The sequence below is a fragment of the Burkholderia sp. SCN-KJ genome (genome assembly GCF_024656005.1).
In the GTDB taxonomy this organism is placed as follows: Bacteria; Pseudomonadota; Gammaproteobacteria; order Burkholderiales; family Burkholderiaceae; genus Burkholderia.
Genome location: NZ_JANKOG010000014.1, coordinates 42,174 through 57,768 on the forward strand (window position 1 = coordinate 42,174; position 15,595 = coordinate 57,768).

The 15,595-nt window shown below is 67.3% G+C and carries 15 protein-coding genes and 1 tRNA gene; 8 read left to right on the plus strand and 8 right to left on the minus strand.

Going from position 1 to position 15,595, the window contains the following annotated elements; genetic code table 11:
- Window positions 1-2 precede the first annotated feature (2 nt).
- From NQV17_RS22470 to NQV17_RS22480, 3 genes are all read right to left on the minus strand, one after another.
- Window positions 3-1,730 (minus strand): putative 2-aminoethylphosphonate ABC transporter permease subunit, encoded by a 1,728-nt coding sequence (locus NQV17_RS22470; protein WP_257773932.1) that lies wholly within the window; start codon window positions 1,728-1,730, stop codon window positions 3-5.
- The gene (locus NQV17_RS22475) at window positions 1,727-2,818 is read right to left on the minus strand and encodes a putative 2-aminoethylphosphonate ABC transporter ATP-binding protein (protein WP_257773933.1); all 1,092 of its coding nucleotides are present in this window, start codon (window positions 2,816-2,818) and stop codon (window positions 1,727-1,729) included. Before NQV17_RS22475 ends, NQV17_RS22470 begins: the two co-directional genes overlap by 4 nt.
- A gap of 111 nt (window positions 2,819-2,929) precedes the next feature.
- The gene (locus tag NQV17_RS22480; RefSeq protein WP_257773934.1) at window positions 2,930-3,985 is read right to left on the minus strand and encodes a putative 2-aminoethylphosphonate ABC transporter substrate-binding protein; all 1,056 of its coding nucleotides are present in this window, start codon (window positions 3,983-3,985) and stop codon (window positions 2,930-2,932) included.
- Window positions 3,986-4,202: 217 nt separating this feature from the next.
- On the opposite strand from NQV17_RS22480, the gene phnA reads away from it, so the two are divergent.
- Together phnA and phnY are read left to right on the plus strand one after the other, a co-directional pair.
- Window positions 4,203-5,441, plus strand: coding sequence for a phosphonoacetate hydrolase (gene phnA / locus NQV17_RS22485; RefSeq protein WP_257773935.1), 1,239 nt, complete (start codon window positions 4,203-4,205; stop codon window positions 5,439-5,441).
- A 27-nt stretch (window positions 5,442-5,468) separates the two neighbouring features.
- Window positions 5,469-6,923: a phosphonoacetaldehyde dehydrogenase gene (gene phnY / locus NQV17_RS22490; protein ID WP_257773936.1), complete on the plus strand. Its 1,455-nt coding sequence runs from the start codon at window positions 5,469-5,471 to the stop codon at window positions 6,921-6,923.
- Window positions 6,924-7,013: 90 nt separating this feature from the next.
- Here phnY and NQV17_RS22495 read toward each other — a convergent pair whose 3' ends face one another.
- The gene (locus NQV17_RS22495; protein WP_257773937.1) at window positions 7,014-7,289 is read right to left on the minus strand and encodes a hypothetical protein; all 276 of its coding nucleotides are present in this window, start codon (window positions 7,287-7,289) and stop codon (window positions 7,014-7,016) included.
- 326 nt (window positions 7,290-7,615) lie between these two features.
- Between NQV17_RS22495 and NQV17_RS22500 the strand changes: the two genes are divergently transcribed.
- Genes NQV17_RS22500 through NQV17_RS22510 form a run of 3 tightly spaced genes read left to right on the plus strand, consistent with a single transcriptional unit; the run spans window position 7,616 to window position 9,848 of the window.
- Complete coding sequence (locus NQV17_RS22500; protein WP_257773938.1) at window positions 7,616-8,398, plus strand: amino acid ABC transporter substrate-binding protein; 783 nt, start codon at window positions 7,616-7,618, stop codon at window positions 8,396-8,398.
- Between the two features lie 14 nt (window positions 8,399-8,412).
- Window positions 8,413-9,093: an amino acid ABC transporter permease gene (locus NQV17_RS22505; RefSeq protein WP_044847337.1), complete on the plus strand. Its 681-nt coding sequence runs from the start codon at window positions 8,413-8,415 to the stop codon at window positions 9,091-9,093.
- Window positions 9,090-9,848, plus strand: a complete 759-nt coding sequence (locus tag NQV17_RS22510) for an amino acid ABC transporter ATP-binding protein (protein ID WP_124486713.1) — start codon at window positions 9,090-9,092, stop codon at window positions 9,846-9,848. The genes NQV17_RS22505 and NQV17_RS22510 overlap by 4 nt, the downstream gene beginning before the upstream one ends.
- 29 nt (window positions 9,849-9,877) lie before the next feature.
- Here NQV17_RS22510 and NQV17_RS22515 read toward each other — a convergent pair whose 3' ends face one another.
- Window positions 9,878-10,693, minus strand: coding sequence for an alpha/beta fold hydrolase (locus tag NQV17_RS22515; RefSeq protein ID WP_257773939.1), 816 nt, complete (start codon window positions 10,691-10,693; stop codon window positions 9,878-9,880).
- An 81-nt stretch (window positions 10,694-10,774) separates the two neighbouring features.
- On the opposite strand from NQV17_RS22515, the gene NQV17_RS22520 reads away from it, so the two are divergent.
- A complete protein-coding gene (locus tag NQV17_RS22520) occupies window positions 10,775-11,389 on the plus strand; it encodes a CGNR zinc finger domain-containing protein (RefSeq protein ID WP_257773940.1) in 615 nt (204 codons plus the stop codon).
- A gap of 42 nt (window positions 11,390-11,431) precedes the next feature.
- Here the strand turns inward: NQV17_RS22520 and NQV17_RS22525 are convergent, their stop codons facing one another.
- The gene (locus tag NQV17_RS22525; RefSeq protein WP_257773941.1) at window positions 11,432-12,481 is read right to left on the minus strand and encodes a DUF3592 domain-containing protein; all 1,050 of its coding nucleotides are present in this window, start codon (window positions 12,479-12,481) and stop codon (window positions 11,432-11,434) included.
- A 190-nt stretch (window positions 12,482-12,671) separates the two neighbouring features.
- Window positions 12,672-12,747, minus strand: a tRNA-Lys gene (locus NQV17_RS22530).
- A gap of 191 nt (window positions 12,748-12,938) precedes the next feature.
- Between NQV17_RS22530 and NQV17_RS22535 the strand changes: the two genes are divergently transcribed.
- Window positions 12,939-13,343, plus strand: coding sequence for a PaaI family thioesterase (locus tag NQV17_RS22535; protein ID WP_257773942.1), 405 nt, complete (start codon window positions 12,939-12,941; stop codon window positions 13,341-13,343).
- Between the two features lie 8 nt (window positions 13,344-13,351).
- Window positions 13,352-14,218: a patatin-like phospholipase family protein gene (locus tag NQV17_RS22540; RefSeq protein WP_257773943.1), complete on the plus strand. Its 867-nt coding sequence runs from the start codon at window positions 13,352-13,354 to the stop codon at window positions 14,216-14,218.
- 79 nt (window positions 14,219-14,297) lie between these two features.
- Here NQV17_RS22540 and NQV17_RS22545 read toward each other — a convergent pair whose 3' ends face one another.
- On the minus strand, window positions 14,298-15,311 hold the full coding sequence (locus NQV17_RS22545; RefSeq protein WP_257773944.1) for a D-2-hydroxyacid dehydrogenase family protein: 1,014 nt from the start codon (window positions 15,309-15,311) through the stop codon (window positions 14,298-14,300).
- Window positions 15,312-15,595: the final 284 nt, after the last annotated feature.

A 15,595-nucleotide genomic window follows, 5' to 3' on the forward strand; every position in this document is an offset into this window, starting at 1 on the left:
GATCAGCGGCGATGCGGGGTGCGCCAGGCCTGCGTGCGGCGCAACAGGCGGTGCGAAATGCAGGCGAACAGCACGCACGCGAACGACGAGGTCGCGAGCACGAGCGTCGCCATCGCGGCGGCCGGGCCCATCTGGCCCGCGTCGTCGAGGTTCAGGATCGCGACGGAGGCGGGCTGCGTGTCCGGCGAGTACAGGAACGCGACGGCGGAGACCGTCGTCATCCCGTTGACGAACAGGTAGCGCGCGATCAGCAGGATCGCGGGCAGGCACACGGGCACGGTCACGCGCAGGAAGGTCTTGTAGAACGGCACCTTCAGCGACGCGGACACGGCCTCGAACTCGCTGTCGATCTGCCGCAGCGCGGTGACGGCGGTCAGGTGGCTCGACGCGTAGTAGTGGACGACCGTGACGATCGCGAGCAGCCACAGCGACCCGTACAGCCCGTTCAGCGGATTGCCCGGCGCGTTGAACAGGAAGATGTAGCTGATGCCGAGCACGAGGCCCGGCACGCCCATCGGCAGGATCGCGCACAGGCTGATGAAGCCGCGCAGCCAGCGTGCGCCGCGGGTTTTCTCGATCAGGTAGGCGCCGCCGAACACGACGATCGTGCCGCCGAGCGCGACGGTCGCGGCCATCCGCAGGCTGTTCTTGTACGCGTCGAAGATGCCGGCGCCGATCAGCCCCATCTCATAGTGCTGCAGCCCGACGCTCATCTGGTACGGCCAGAACTTCACGAACGACGCGAACACCGAGATGCCGACCACCGCGATGAAGAACGCGCACACCAGCGCGCAGTACGCGAGCATCGCGGCGTCGAAGCCGCGCGACGGCTTCGGCTGGTACGGCGTCGAGCGCGCGCCGAGCTGCGACTGCTGGCGGCGGCGGATGAAGAAGTCGACACCGAACGCGACCAGCGCCGGGCACAGCAGCATCAGGCTCACGACCGCGCTGCGGTTGAAGTCCTGCAGCCCGATGATCAGCTTGTAGATGTCGGTCGACAGCACGTTGTACGAACCGCCGATCACCACGGGCACGCCGAAGTCGTTGATGCACATCGTGAAGGCCACCATCGTCGCGCTGATCAGCCCGTACTTCGCGCCCGGCAGCGTGATCGTGAAGAACTTGCGCACGCGGCTCGTGCCCATCGCGTCGGCGGCTTCGTAGAGCCGGCCATCCGCGAGCGACAGCGCGGTGACGAGGATCATCAGCACGTGCGGGAACGATGCGTACACCATGCTCAGCACGATCCCCGGCAGTCCGTAGATCGAGTGACCGTGCAGCAGCGGCTTGAGCAGCCCCGCGTTGCCGAACCAGTAGATGAACGACACGGCGGACAGCAGCGTCGGCGCGAGCAGCGGCAGCAGCGCGATCGTGCGTGCGGCGTTCTTCAGCGGCATGCACGAGCGCGTCAGCGCATACGCGAACGTGAACGCCATCGGCACGACGATCATCGTGACGAGCGCGCCGACCGTCAGCGAGTGGAGCATCGAGCGCAGCACGCCGCTGTCCTCGAGATACTCGACGAAGTTGTGTGCGCCGACGAAATGGCCGTCCGCGTCGACGAAGCATTTCTGCACGACGAGCGCGAGCGGCAGCAGCAGGAACAGCGACATCAGCGCGGCCATCGCGACGAGCGCGAGCTGCGCGATGCGGTCGTGCCAGTGCGTGAGCTGCCGCACGTCGGCGGAGGCGGCCGCGCCGCGGCGGCGTTCGGTGAGGACGGCGCTCATTGCAGTCGCTCCTTCGCGCTCGGGAACACGCGCACATGCTCGCGATCGAGCGCGAGGTCGATGCGCGCGCCGGCCTGCACGCCGGTGCGGTCGACGTCGTGATACGACAGGTCGGCGACGATTTCCTGGCCGTCGAGCCCGTCGATCCGGAAGCTCACGCGACAGAACGCGCCGAGGAACTCGAGCTTCTCGACGCGGCCGGCCAGCACGTTGTCGGCCGTCTCGCCCGGAATGCGGATGCGCAGATCCTCGGGCCGCACGTAGACCGACACGGCCGCGCCCTGGGCCGGCCGGTTCGCGCCATGCCGGCAGTCGAAGCCGACGCTGCCCGCACGCAGCGTGCCGTCCTGCGCGACTTCGGCGGGGATCGTGTTGACGCGGCCGATGAAGTCCGCGACGAACGGCGACGCGGGCTGCCGGTAGATTTCGAGCGGCGTGCCGATCTGCTCGATCACGCCGTGATTCATCACGACGATGCGGTCGGCCATCGACAGCGCCTCTTCCTGGTCGTGCGTGACCATGATCGTCGTCACGCCGAGCCGCTGCTGCAGCGCGCGGATCTCCTGGCGCAGCCGCACGCGCACGCGCGCATCGAGCGCCGACAGCGGCTCGTCGAGCAGCAGCAGGCCGGGCGACGTCGCGAGCGCGCGCGCGAGCGCGATGCGCTGCTGCTGGCCGCCGGACAGCTGACCCGGATGCTTGCGATGGCTGTCGGGCAGGCCGACCAGCGCGAGCAGCGTATGCACGCGCTCGTGGATCGCGTCGCGCTTCATCCTGCGGTTCACGAGCCCGTACGCGACGTTGTCGAAGACGGTGAGGTTCGGAAACAGCGCGTACGACTGGAACACGATCCCGTAGTCGCGCAGTTGCGGCGGCAGCCGCGAAATGTCGCGGCCGTCCTGCATGATGTGGCCGGCGCTTTGCGCCTCGAGCCCCGCGATGATCCGCAGCAGCGTGGTTTTCCCGCAGCCGGACGGCCCCAGGAAGCAGATCATCTCGCCCTTCATCACGCTCAGGTTGATGTCGGTGAGGACCTGTGTGTCGTTGTACCGCTTTTCGATGCGTTCTACGCTCAGATAGGGTGCCATGCACGCCTCCACGCTGCGGGCGGCCCGGATGCGGGCCGGATACGACGATCGGAAGGGAGGCGGGGCGGCGCGTGTCGCGGCCCCGCTGCCTGGTGCGGCGTTAGCGCCGCGTCATTGCTGTGCTTTCGCCCCGTAGCGCTTTTGCCAGGTATCGAGGATCGACTGACGGTTCTTCGCCGACCACACGAAGTCGTTCTTCACGAGCAGGTCCGCATAGTTGTCGGGGATGCCGGCGAGCTTGCGCGCGACGCCCGGGTACGCGACGATCGCCCACCAGCGCGCGGTGATCTGGTTCGCGTCCTTGCTCGCCATGAAGTCCGCGAGCTTCTTCGCGGCGTCGGGCTGTTTCGTCGTCTTCATGATCGCCGTGCCTTCCATGTCCCAGCCGAGCCCTTCCTTCGGGAACACGAGGTCGATCGGCGCGCCCTGCGCCTGCAGTTCATGACCGCGGAACTCGAACGAGATGCCGATCGGGAATTCGCCGGTGCCGGCGAGCGTGCACGGCTTCGAGCCCGAATGCACGTACTGCGCGACGTTCTTGTCGAGCGCATCCATGAATTTCCAGCCGCGGTCGTCGCCGAAGGTCTGCAGCCACGCGGTGACGTCGAGATAGCCGGTGCCCGACGAAACGGGGCTCGGCATCACGATTGCGCCCTTGTAGACAGGCTTCGTCAGGTCTTCCCACGACGTCGGCTTCGGGATGTTCTTCGCCTGCGCGGCGACGCGGTTGTAGCAGATCGTCGCGCCCCACACGTCCATGCCGACCCAGTGCGGCGGCGTGTTCGCGTCGCTGTACTTGCGCGTGAGCTGGTCGAAGCCCTTCGGCGCATACGGCATCAGCATCCCCTGCAGGTCGAGCAGCGTGAGACTCGACGCGGCGAGGCCGAGGATGACGTCCGCGCGCGGGTTGTTCTTCTCCGCGAGCAGCTTCGCGGTGACCGAGCCGGTCGAGTCGCGCACCCAGCGGATCTCGATGTCGGGGTTCGCTTTCTCGAAGGCGTCCTTGTAGGGCTTCATCGCCTCGTCCTCCAGCGCGGTGTAGACGAGCAGCGACGTCTTCGCATGCGCCGCCTGCGCCGCGCCGAGCGCGACCGCGGCGGCCAGCGCGACGCGCGCCGCGCCCGTCGCCCATGCATTGAAACGCTTCTGTACCGGCACTTCGTTCATCTTCAGACCCCTTGACCGTGGCGCCGCGGCATGCGGCGGATGAGTGGAGACCAGCCCTCTTCGTACTGCCTCGTGTTTCCGTCTTTTGCTTTCTGTTCTCTGCATGTTGTTGACAATCTACAAATCATCAATTTTAATGTCAAGCATGGAAAACACCTCCTCGGCGCGGCGCGGGCGCCGACAGCTCAACCCCTTCGAACCGAAAGGACTGAACGTCATGACTGAAACGCCTGTATCCGTGGAAGTGAACGGCCGCCGCTACAACTGGATGCGCCGCCCCGTGGTGGTGGTCTGCGTCGACGGCTGCGCCTATGAGTATCTCGAGATGGCGGCCGAGGCCGGCGTCGCGCCGTTCCTGCGCACGCTGCTGAAGCCGGGCACGGCGCTCAAGGGCGAGTGCGTGGTGCCGAGCTTCACGAACCCGAACAACCTGTCGATTGTTACCGGCGTGCCGCCCGCGATCCACGGGATAAGCGGCAATTACTTCTACGATCGCGACACCGGTGCCGAGGTGCTGATGAACGATCCGAAGTACCTCGTCGCGCCCACCGTGCTCGCGACTTTCGCCGAGCAGGGCGCGCGCGTCGCGGTCGTCACCGCGAAGGACAAGCTGCGCCGCCTGCTCGGCAAGGGGCTCAAGGGCATCTGCTTCTCGTCGGAGAAAGCGGACGAGGCGAGCCTCGAGGAAAACGGCATCGACAACGTGCTCGAGCTGGTCGGCAAGCCGGTGCCGAGCGTGTACAGCGCGGACCTGTCGGAGTTCGTGTTCGCGGCCGCCGTGCGCCTGCTCGAGACGCGCCCGATCGACCTGATGTACCTGTCGACGACCGACTACGTGCAGCACAAGTGCGCGCCCGGCACCGACGGCGCGAACGCGTTCTACCAGATGATGGACGCGTACCTGAAGCGGCTCGACGAACTCGGCGCGATCGTCGCGATCACGGCCGACCACGGAATGAACGCGAAGCACGACGGCGAGACCGGCGAGCCGAACGTGATCTACCTGCAGGAGCTGTTCGACGCGTGGCTCGGCCACGACGCGGCGCGCGTGATCCTGCCGATCACCGATCCGTACGTCGTGCACCACGGCGCGCTCGGCTCGTTCGCGACCGTCTACGTGCCGGACGACGCCGATGCCGACGCGCTGCGCGCGCGGCTCGCCGCGGTGGACGGCATCGAGGTCGTGCTGACGGGCGCCGAAGGCTGCGCGCGCTTCGAGCTGCCGCCCGAGCGGATGGGCGACCTGATCGTGATCTCGAAGCAGGACGTCGTGCTCGGCACGCGGCGCATCAAGCATGACCTGTCGGGCCTCGACGTGCCGCTGCGCTCGCACGGCGGGATCTCCGAGCAGATCGTGCCGCTGATCTTCAGCAAGCCGGTCGCGACCGATGTCGCGGGCCGCGCGCGGCTGCGCAACTTCGACATCATCGACATCGCGCTCAACCATCTGCAGTGACGCGGACGCATCCGCCAGGAGACACTCATGAACGCCATTGCAGCATCGACGGAAGTTCGCACGGTACATCGTGAAGCACTGCGAATCGATGGTGAAAGGATTCAGCGCGATGCGGTGATCGAGGTGCGCAACCCGTACGACGGCACGCTCGTCGGCACCGTGCCGAAGGCGACGCTCGACGACGTGCGGCGCGCATTCGCGGTCGCGCGTGCGTACCGGCCGTCGCTCACGCGCCACGAACGCGCGGCGATCCTGCGCCGCGCGGCCGACATCGTGCGTGCGCGCACCGCCCGGATCGCGGCGCTGATCACGGCCGAGGCCGGCTTGTGCATCAAGGATTCGACGTATGAAGCCGGGCGCGTGGCCGACGTGCTCACGTTCGGCGCGGGCGAAGTGCTGAAGGACGACGGGCAGATCTTCTCGTGCGATCTGACGCCGCACGGCAAGAAGCGCCGCGTGTACACGCAGCGCGAACCGCTGCTCGGCGTGATTTCCGCGATCACGCCGTTCAACCATCCGATGAACCAGGTCGCGCACAAGGTCGTGCCGTCGGTCGCGACCAACAACCGGATCGTCGTGAAGCCGTCGGAGAAGGTGCCGCTGTCGTGCTACCTGTTCGCGGACATCCTGTATGAAGCCGGCCTGCCGCCGCAGATGCTGCAGGTGATCACCGGCGACCCGAAGGAGATCGCCGACGAGCTGATCACGAATCAGGCGATCGACCTGATCACGTTCACCGGCGGCGTGTCGATCGGCAAGTCGATCGCGGCGCGAATGGGCTACCGGCGCGCGGTGCTGGAACTCGGCGGAAACGATCCGATCATCGTGATGGAAGACGCCGATCTCGACGAAGCGAGCACGCTGGCGGTGTCGGGTTCGTACAAGAACTCGGGGCAGCGCTGCACCGCGATCAAGCGGATGCTCGTGCACGAGGCGGTGGCCGATCGCTTCACCGAGCTGGTCGTCGAGAAAACCCGCGCGTGGGCATACGGGAACCCGGCCGATCCGTCGGTCGACATGGGCACCGTGATCGACGAAGCGGCCGCGAAGTTCTGCGAGCAGCAGGTGAACGACGCGATTGCACGCGGTGCGCGGCTGCTGGTCGGCAACGTGCGCGACGGCGCGCTGTATTCGCCGACGGTCGTCGATCGCGTGACGCCCGACATGCCGCTCGTGAAGTACGAGACGTTCGGGCCCGTGTCGCCGATCATGCGTTTTCGCGACATCGACGAGGCGATCCGGATGTCGAACAGCACCGACTATGCGTTGTCGTCGTCGGTCTGCACGAACCGCTTCGACAGCATCACGCGCTTCATCACGGAGCTGGAAGTCGGCAGCGTGAACGTGCGCGAGGTGCCGGGCTACCGGCTCGAACTGACGCCGTTCGGCGGCGTGAAGGATTCGGGCCTCGGGTACAAGGAAGGCGTGCAGGAGGCGATGAAGAGCTTCACGAACACGAAGACCTACTCGCTGCCGTGGTAAGCGGTGCGTGATGCGCACGCGCCGGCTCGAAGGCCGGCGCGCGCAATTTCCCCATCGCGGGAGGCGGCCGCGACAGCCGCCTTGGGACGGTCAATCGTCGTCGTGATGGTGATGACGCCAGCCGCGATGCCAGCCGTTGTCGTGCCGGTAGTAGCGGTAACGGTATTCGCCGTAGTACGGGCCGTAATAGGCGGGCGCCGGCTCGTACACGACGGGCGGCGGCGGCGCGTAGTAGACAGGCGGCGGCGCCTCGATCACCGGCCCCGGCACGCCGAAATACACGCCGACGTCGGCACGCGCGAACGCACTTGCCGACAGGCAGGCGGCCGCGATGCCGAGGGCACTGGACAACAGGATGCGTCTCATTTGCCGTTCACTCCGTCCGCGGGGACCAGGCCCGCGAGCAATCGTTTTACCTGCCTTCATGGTACGTAGTGCATGCCCGATGGGTGATACCGCAGTGTCGCTTCTGTAACCGCAGGTAACGATTCGTCAGACGATCGCCGCGTTGCATCGCGTGGGATTTCGTCTGCGGAATGGGCGCGGCTCGCCGGCGCGTTATTCGACGCGCTCATATCGTTAGCGGATTTGCGTTTTTGCCGGATATCGGCGCGTCGGTAGAATTCGCGGACCTCTCGCGCGGCCGTTCGGGCCGGCGGGTCCACTCCCTTCCATCGTTCGGGGTCCGCACCATGAAATTCCTTCGCTCCATCCTGGTCGTCGCATTGCTGCAGGCCACTGCCGTCACGAGCGCGCTGGCGGCCGACGATCTCGCGCAGATCAAGTCGGCCGGCGTGTTCCGGGTCGGCACCGAAGGCACGTACGCACCGTTCACGTATCACGATGCGTCGGGCAAGCTGACCGGCTTCGACGTCGACATCGCGAGCGCGATCGCGCAACGGCTCGGCGTGAAGGCGGAATTCGTCGAAGGCAAGTGGGACGGGCTGATCGCGGGCCTCGACGTGAATCGCTACGACGCGGTCGTCAACGAAGTGTCGATCACCGATGCGCGCAAGGCGAAATATGATTTCTCGACGCCGTACATCACGTCCCACGCGGTGCTGATCGTGCGCGCGGACAACACGTCGATCCGCTCGTTCGACGACCTGAAGGGCAAGAAATCCGCGAACACGCTGACCAGCAATTTCGGCAAGCTCGCGGCCGCGCACGGCGCGGACGTGGTGCCCGTGCAGGGCTTCAACGAATCGATCGACCTGCTGAGCGCGGGACGCGTCGACGCGACGATCAACGATTCGCTGTCGTACCTCGATTTCCGCAAGCACAAGCCCGACGCGAAACTGAAGATCGCGGCGACCGACACGAGCGGCGCCGGCGATGCATCGGGCGTGCTGCTGCGCAAGGGCAGTCCCGCGCTGGTGGCGGCGATCGACAAGGCGCTCGCGGACCTCAAGGCCGACGGCACCTACGCGAAGATCTCGCAGAAGTACTTCGGCCGCGACGTGTCGCAGCCGTGACGCGAGGCTGACCGATGCCGCCCTGGCTGCACTTGATGGCGGAATCGCTGCGGCCCCTGCTGGTGGCGGGGCTCGTGTTTACGGTTCCGCTCACGCTCGCGTCGTTCGCGATCGGCCTGCTGCTCGCGTTCGGCGCGGCGCTCGCGCGCCTGTTCGGGCCGCGCTGGGCGCAGGCCGCCATACGTTTCTACATCTGGCTGTTTCGCGGCTCGCCGCTGCTCGTGCAGCTGTTCGTGATCTTCTACGGACTGCCGAACGTCGGCATCGTGCTCGATCCGCTGACCGCCGCCGTGATCGGCTTCTCGCTGAACGTCGGCGCGTACAACGCCGAGGTGATCCGCGGCGTGATCGAATCGATCCCGAAAGGGCAGTGGGAAGCCGCGTACTCGATGGCGATGACGCGCGCGCAGGCGCTGCGCCGCGCGATCCTGCCGCAGGCCGCGCGCGTCGCGCTGCCCGCGCTGTCGAATTCGTTCATCTCGCTGGTAAAGGACACGTCGCTCGCGGCCGTGCTGACCGTGCCCGAGATCTTCCAGGCCGCGCAGCGCATCGCGGCCGTCACCTACGAGCCGCTGATCCTCTATACCGAAGCCGCGCTGATCTATCTGCTGTTCAGCTCGGTGCTCTCGTCGCTGCAACGTCGGCTCGAGCTGCGCTTCGGGCGCCATGCGCTGTTCCACGCGGAGTTGCGATGATCCGTCTCGAACGCATCGACAAGTCGTTCGGCGCGCAGCGCGTGCTGACCGGCATCGACCTCGCATTGCAGCCCGGCAGCGTGACCGCGTTGATCGGGCCGTCCGGCAGCGGCAAGAGCACGCTGCTGCGCTGTGTGAACCTGCTCGAAGTGCCGGAGGCGGGCGCGCTCACGGTCGGCGACGCCCGCATCGACTTCGCGGCGGGGCGCCGCCCGTCGCGCGATCACGTGTTTGCGGTGCGCCGTCAGACCGGCATGGTGTTCCAGAACTTCCAGTTGTTTCCGCACCTGAGCGTCGTGCAGAACGTGATGGAAGGGCTCGTGACCGTGCAGCGCTGGCCGCGCGAGCAAGCGCGCGAACGGGCGCTCGCGTTGCTGGACAAGGTCGGTATCGCCGACAAGGCCGACGCGTGGCCCGCGACGTTGTCGGGCGGCCAGCAGCAGCGCGTGGCCATCGCACGCGCGCTCGCGCCGTCGCCGCAGGTGCTGCTGTGCGACGAGCCGACGTCCGCGCTCGATCCCGAATTGTCCGTCGAAGTCGTCGAAGTGTTGCGCCAGCTCGCGCGGGAAGGCACGACGATGCTGATGGCCACGCACGACCTGCGCCTGGCCGCGTCGGTCGCGCACGATGCGGTGTTTCTCGCGGATGGCCGCGTGGTCGAGGCCGGCGCATCGCGCGAGCTGTTCGGGCGGCCGCGCGATCCGCGCACCGCGAAGTTCGTCGCGACGCTCGCGCAGGGCGTGCCGGCCTTCTGATTTGCTACGCCGCGCGACTGTGTGGGCGATCAATCCTGTCCGTGTGCGTCGAGCACCGCGGCGACGATCGCCTCGGGCGCATCCTCCTGGACCAGGTGTCCCGCGCGCGGCACGCGGATCAGCTTTCCGCCCGCGATGCGATCGGCGAGCGCCTGCCCCTGTTCGCGCGGAATCCACGCGTCGTCCTCGCCCCACACGATGCGCACTGGAAAGTCCGGCGGCGCATAACGGGCCTCGGCTTCCTCGATATAGCGCTGGCGCATCTGCGCGATCTGTCGATAGAACGCCGGCTGGCCGGCCGGCGTGAGCCACGGCGAGCGGTAGATCGACAGCACGTCGTCGCTCAACGGCCGTGCGACCGCATTGCCGATATAGGCCGACACGAGTGCGTGATGCGCATACGCCGGCAGCCCGGTGAACGCGGCTTCGTGCTGCGCGACGTGGCGCACGAACGGCGAGCCTTGCGGCGCGATCGCGACGGGGTTCACGAGTGTCAGGTCCGAATACGCGATGCCGTTGAGGAAATGCGCGCGCAGCACGGTTGCGCCGCCGTAGTCGTGCGCGAGTACGCGCGGGCGTGACAGTTTCCATTCGTCGAGCAGCGCGCCGAACAGCACGTTCTGCCGGCCGAGCGAGACGTCCGTGTCGGGCATGTCCGACTGGCCGTAGCCGAGCAGGTCGTAGAAGAACACGCGATGACGCCGTGCGAGCCACGGGGCGATGCGGCGCCACACCTGCGACGAGAACGGCGTCCCGTGCACGAGCACGAGCGGCGGCCCTTCGCCGAGCGTGCCCCATGCGATCCGGTGACCTTCGAAATTGTAGCGATTGGCGAGCTCGAGCATCGGTGCCTCCGTGCTAACCTGTTTTGGTTGTTAACAGGTTACGCCTGTTCATTCGGATATGAAACCGATAGGTGAAAATAAATGGTTACTCGACACGAGCCTGCGCGAGCGGCGCATACATGGCGTGCGGCCGATTTCGTCGGCGGCCATCCGGCGCTCGATTTCCTGAACACGGTGGCCGACACGGGCAAGACGCGCGATGAGGACAAACTCGTCGACTGGCCGGCCGTGCGTGCCTGGGCCGGGAAGGCGGGGTTGCTGGCGGAGGCCGACCTGACGCGGTTTCTGCGTCATCCCCGGCAGGACGGCGCGGACGAACTCGCCGCGCTGCACGGTTTTCGCGAGGATGCGTATGCGGCGCTCGCGCACCTGACGGCCGGCGAAGGCGGCAGCGCCGGCGCGCGAGCGGCGGACCGGCTCGCCGAGGCGATTCGCGATGCGATCGGGCGCAGCAGATTCGACGCGGTCGACGGCCGCTTCGCGTGGCGGCCCGATGCGCGCGCCGCGTCGCGCTGGATCGACGCGGCCGCGCTCGGGTTCGAGCATCTGCTGCGCGGCGACGACTTCGCGCGCGTGCGGCAGTGCGGCCGCTGTACGTGGTTCTTCGTCGATCGCGGCCGCGGCGTCGGACGCCGCTGGTGCGACATGCGCACGTGCGGCAACCGCGCGAAGGTGGAGGCGTTCAGGGAGCGGTGAAGCCGCGGTCGCGGCGTTGACGGCCCGGTTCTTCCGCGTTCGTCATTCGGCGAGTTCGTGCGGCCGAGGCTCGGGCCACAGCGCCCCGACGACGAACAGTCCGGCGACGAGGAACGGCGCGCCGATCGCGAACAGGATGGCCGTGAGCCCCCACCGGTCCCAGAACCGGTCGATGACCGCGCGCTCGGGCGTGACGGGGTCGTACAGCACGTCGACCACCTCGCCTTCGTACAGCCCGGGGCGCGACGAGGTCGAGCCTTGCGCGAACGTGACGGGGCGGCCGCTGTCGGTCGTGAACGCGATGGTCGCCGAATAGAGCGACGTGCGCGTGCGGGACGACTGGGCGGTTTCGGCGATCGAGACGACATGGCCGGTCGAGTGCGCGTAATGGCGGGCGACCTGCCACTGGCGCAAGCCGGCGGCGCCGGCGCCGGCCAGGAAGACGGTGCCGATCGCGATCGGAATCAGCGCGATCGCGATGTTCCAGCGGCGCCGGCCCCCTATGCGGGCCGCCGGCGCGGACAGCGCGTCGGCCTGCCGGCCGCGGCGCCCGTTCACGTACAGCACGCTGCCGATCGCCAGCGATGCGACTGCGAGCAGCGCCGGCACCGCGACGGGCAGCCAGCGTTGCGTGAAATCGTCGATCAGCGCGGGACGGTTCGGATGGGCCGGATCGACCAGGACGTCCACGCTTTCGCCGATGTCGTAGGCCGGGACCACCGATGCGGTATTGCCGGCGACTTCGCGGCGGCGGCCGTCGTTCGCCAAATAGGCGACGATCGGGCGGTATGCACGCATCGCGTCGCTGTCCTGCACGATGCGCACGACCGTGCCCGGTGTACGGATCAGGTCGCCGGCCGCATGGCTCGCGGTGACGGCGAGCATGGCTGCGACCACGAGCAGTGCAACGCCGAGCGCGAGTGCGACGAGCGCGTCCTTACGCGGCATGGCCGGATCCATAGTGCGCGTCACGCGACGGGCCCGGATGCGATCGGGGGAAGGGGGCAACACGATGTGCGTGCCGTTGTCGGCGTGACCATGCCCTCTGAATGGTCGCGTCTCGTTCACATGATTCCATGTCTGACGTCCCATGCTCTCTCAGTGCCGGCGGCGATACGGCAATCGCCGTCCCGGTCGTGTGATATTTTGTCGGACGATTCTAGCGGAAAGTACCTGGGCGAGGCATCAATGTGATTGCCTGTCGCGAGGAGGGGCCGAGGCCGGGCGGCGCCGGAAATGGAAAAAGGCCGGTCAGCTTGCGCTGACCGGCCTTTGGAATTCCTGGTGGGGCGTGAGTGACTCGAACACTCGACCTACGGATTAAGAGTCCGCTGCTCTACCAACTGAGCTAACGCCCCCAACAGAAGAAAGATTATGCCCGTGTATTTCGGACTTGGCAAGCCCTTTCTGCGAATTTCCTCAAAATATTTCGTGGCGGCGACGGCGGCCGTCGCCGCGGTGATGAGCCATCGCAGTTGGCGCGCTCCCGGTATGATGACGTCCACACCCGTTGCGCGGCGGTCGCGCAACGTTTTCTGGACATTCGAAGATGGACGAAAACGCAGTCCGCGAATTGCTGGATCGCCTGCTGGCCCCGTGGGTCCGCTCGCTCGGTCTGGTCCCCGTATCGATCGGCGACGACAGCGTCACGATGCGCCTGCCGTTTTCCGGCGAATTCCGTCATTCGGGCGGCGTCATTTGCGGCCAGGTGTTCACGGCCGCCGCCGACACCGCGATGGTCATCGCGATCTCGGCCGCGCTCGGCGAGTTCCGGCCGATGACCACCGTCTCGCTGAACACGAACTTCATGCGTCCGGTGCGCAAGGGCGACGTGCTTGTCACCGCGCGCGTGCTGCGGATGGGCCGCAACCTGGTATTCGGCGAAGTCGAGCTGTTCGACGAGGACGGCAAGATGGCCGTTCACGCGACGTCGACCTACGCGCTCGTCAGCTGAGCGGCGCGATGTTCGACCAGATCGTCTTCGCGGGCGGCGGCAATCGCTGCTGGTGGCAGGCCGGCTTCTGGGACGTCGCGCAGCCGGCGCTCGGCCTGCGCCCGCGCGTGATCGCGGGGATCTCGGCCGGCGCGGCGACCGCCTGCATGCTGTATACACGCGACGCCGCGTGGGTGATGCGCTATTACGAGGAAGCGCTGCGCCACAACCGCAAGAACGCGTACTGGGGCAACCTGTTCGGCCGCGAGCCGGTGTTTCCGCATTACCGGATCTACCGTCAGGCGCTGCTCGACATCTACGGCGAGCCGTTCGCGCGGCTCGCCGACGCGCCGGAGATCCGCATCGGCGTGTCGCACGTGCCGCGCTGGCTCGGCGCGCGCAGCGCGGTCGCCGCGGGCCTCGTCGCATACAACATCGAAAAGTACCTGCGCAAGACGCTGCACCCGACGCTCGGGCGCACGCTCGGTTTCCGGCCCGAGTTCGTGCGCGCGCAGGCGTGCGCGAGTGTCGAGGAACTCGCCGACCTGATCCTGCAGTCGTCGTGCACGCCGCCGTTCACGCCGGTGCTGCGCCGCGGCGGCCGACCGGTACTCGACGGCGGGATGGTCGACAACGTGCCGGTCGACGCGCTCGACGCGTCGCCGGGCGACGCGCTGGTGCTCGTCACGCGGCTGTATCCGCGCCCGCAGATGTTCACGGTCGCGCACGGCGACCAGCGGCGGCTGTATGTACAGCCGTCGAGCAAGGTGCCGATTTCGAGCTGGGATTACACGAGTCCGTCGCAGATGCGGCATGCGTACGACCTCGGACGGCGCGACGGCGAGCATTTCCTCACGCGCGTCGACGCGATGACGGGCGGCCGCGTGGCCGCCTGAAGGCGGGGAAGGCGGGAAGCCCGGCAGCAGAGCCGCGCGGCGAGCGCGACCCGTGCCGGTCGGCACCGCTCGGAGTCCGTCAGCGCACGCGGCGCGGCGTCAGCGCTTCCGGATTGACGACGCTCGACATATCGCCCTGGTCGAACGCGAGGATGTTCTTGAACGCCGCGCTGAAATAGAGCTCGTAGCTTTCGCGCTCGACGTAGCCGATGTGCGGCGTGCAGATCACGTTTTCCATTCGCAGCAGGCTGTAGCCCTGCAGGATCGGCTCGCTCTCGAACACGTCGATCGCGACCATCCCCGGACGGTTGTGCGTCAGCGCGTTGACGAGCGCGTTTTCCTCGAGCAGCTCGGCACGGCTCGTGTTGACGAGCAGCGACGTCGGTTTCATCCGCATCAGGTCTTCCTGCTTGACGATTCCGCGCGTGTCGTCGTGCATGCGCAGGTGCAGCGACAGCACGTCGCTCTGCTCGAACAGCGCTTCGCGGCTCTCGGCGGCCGTGTAGCCGTCGGCGCGCGCGGCCTCGAGCGAATGCTCGCGGCCCCAGATCAGCACGTTCATCCCGAACGCCTTGCCGTAGCCGGCGACCAGCCGGCCGATCTTGCCATAGCCCCAGATGCCGAGCGTCTGGCCGCGCAGCACCTGGCCGAGGCCGAAGTTCGGCGGCAGCGCCGACGTCTTCAGGCCCGACTGTTGCCACGCACCCTGCTTCAGGTTCGCGACGTATTGCGGAATGCGGCGCTGGGCGGCCATCACGAGCGCCCAGGTCAGCTCGGCGGGCGCGACCGGCGAACCCGTGCCTTCGAGCACCGCGATGCCGCGATCGGTACACGCTTCGAGGTCGATGTGGCTCGAGATGCGGCCGGTCTGGCTGATCATGCGCAGGTTCGGCAGCTTGGCGAGCAGTTGCGACGAAATCGGCGTGCGCTCGCGAATCAGCACGAGCGCCTCGACTTCCGCCAGGCGGCTCGCGAGTTGCCCCAGGCCGCGTACCGTGTTGTTGAAGACCTTCACGTCGTGCTCGGCGAGCATCTCGAAGCAGTTCAGCTTGCGGACGGCGTCCTGGTAGTCGTCGAGGATGGCAATTTTCATGGTCAGCGGGAGTCGCGCGTTGGAAGCGGCAGCGGCGGCGGCGCAGGTCGCGCACCCGTCCCGCCCGGCCGGGGCCGACATGATGCTACGTCGGCGCACGTCGTGGTGTCTTTTTAACAGGTTGTTACGCTCCGCCGCAATCGGCGGCGGCCTGACCGGCGCCGCTCCCGTCGGGTGAGTCGGGGGTGCGCTGCCGTGTCGCGTCAAATACGTCCTTCCTGATTCGGACGTTTCCTCGACGAGGTTCACCCAATTGTTGCTTCAATCAGAATAATTGGATCATC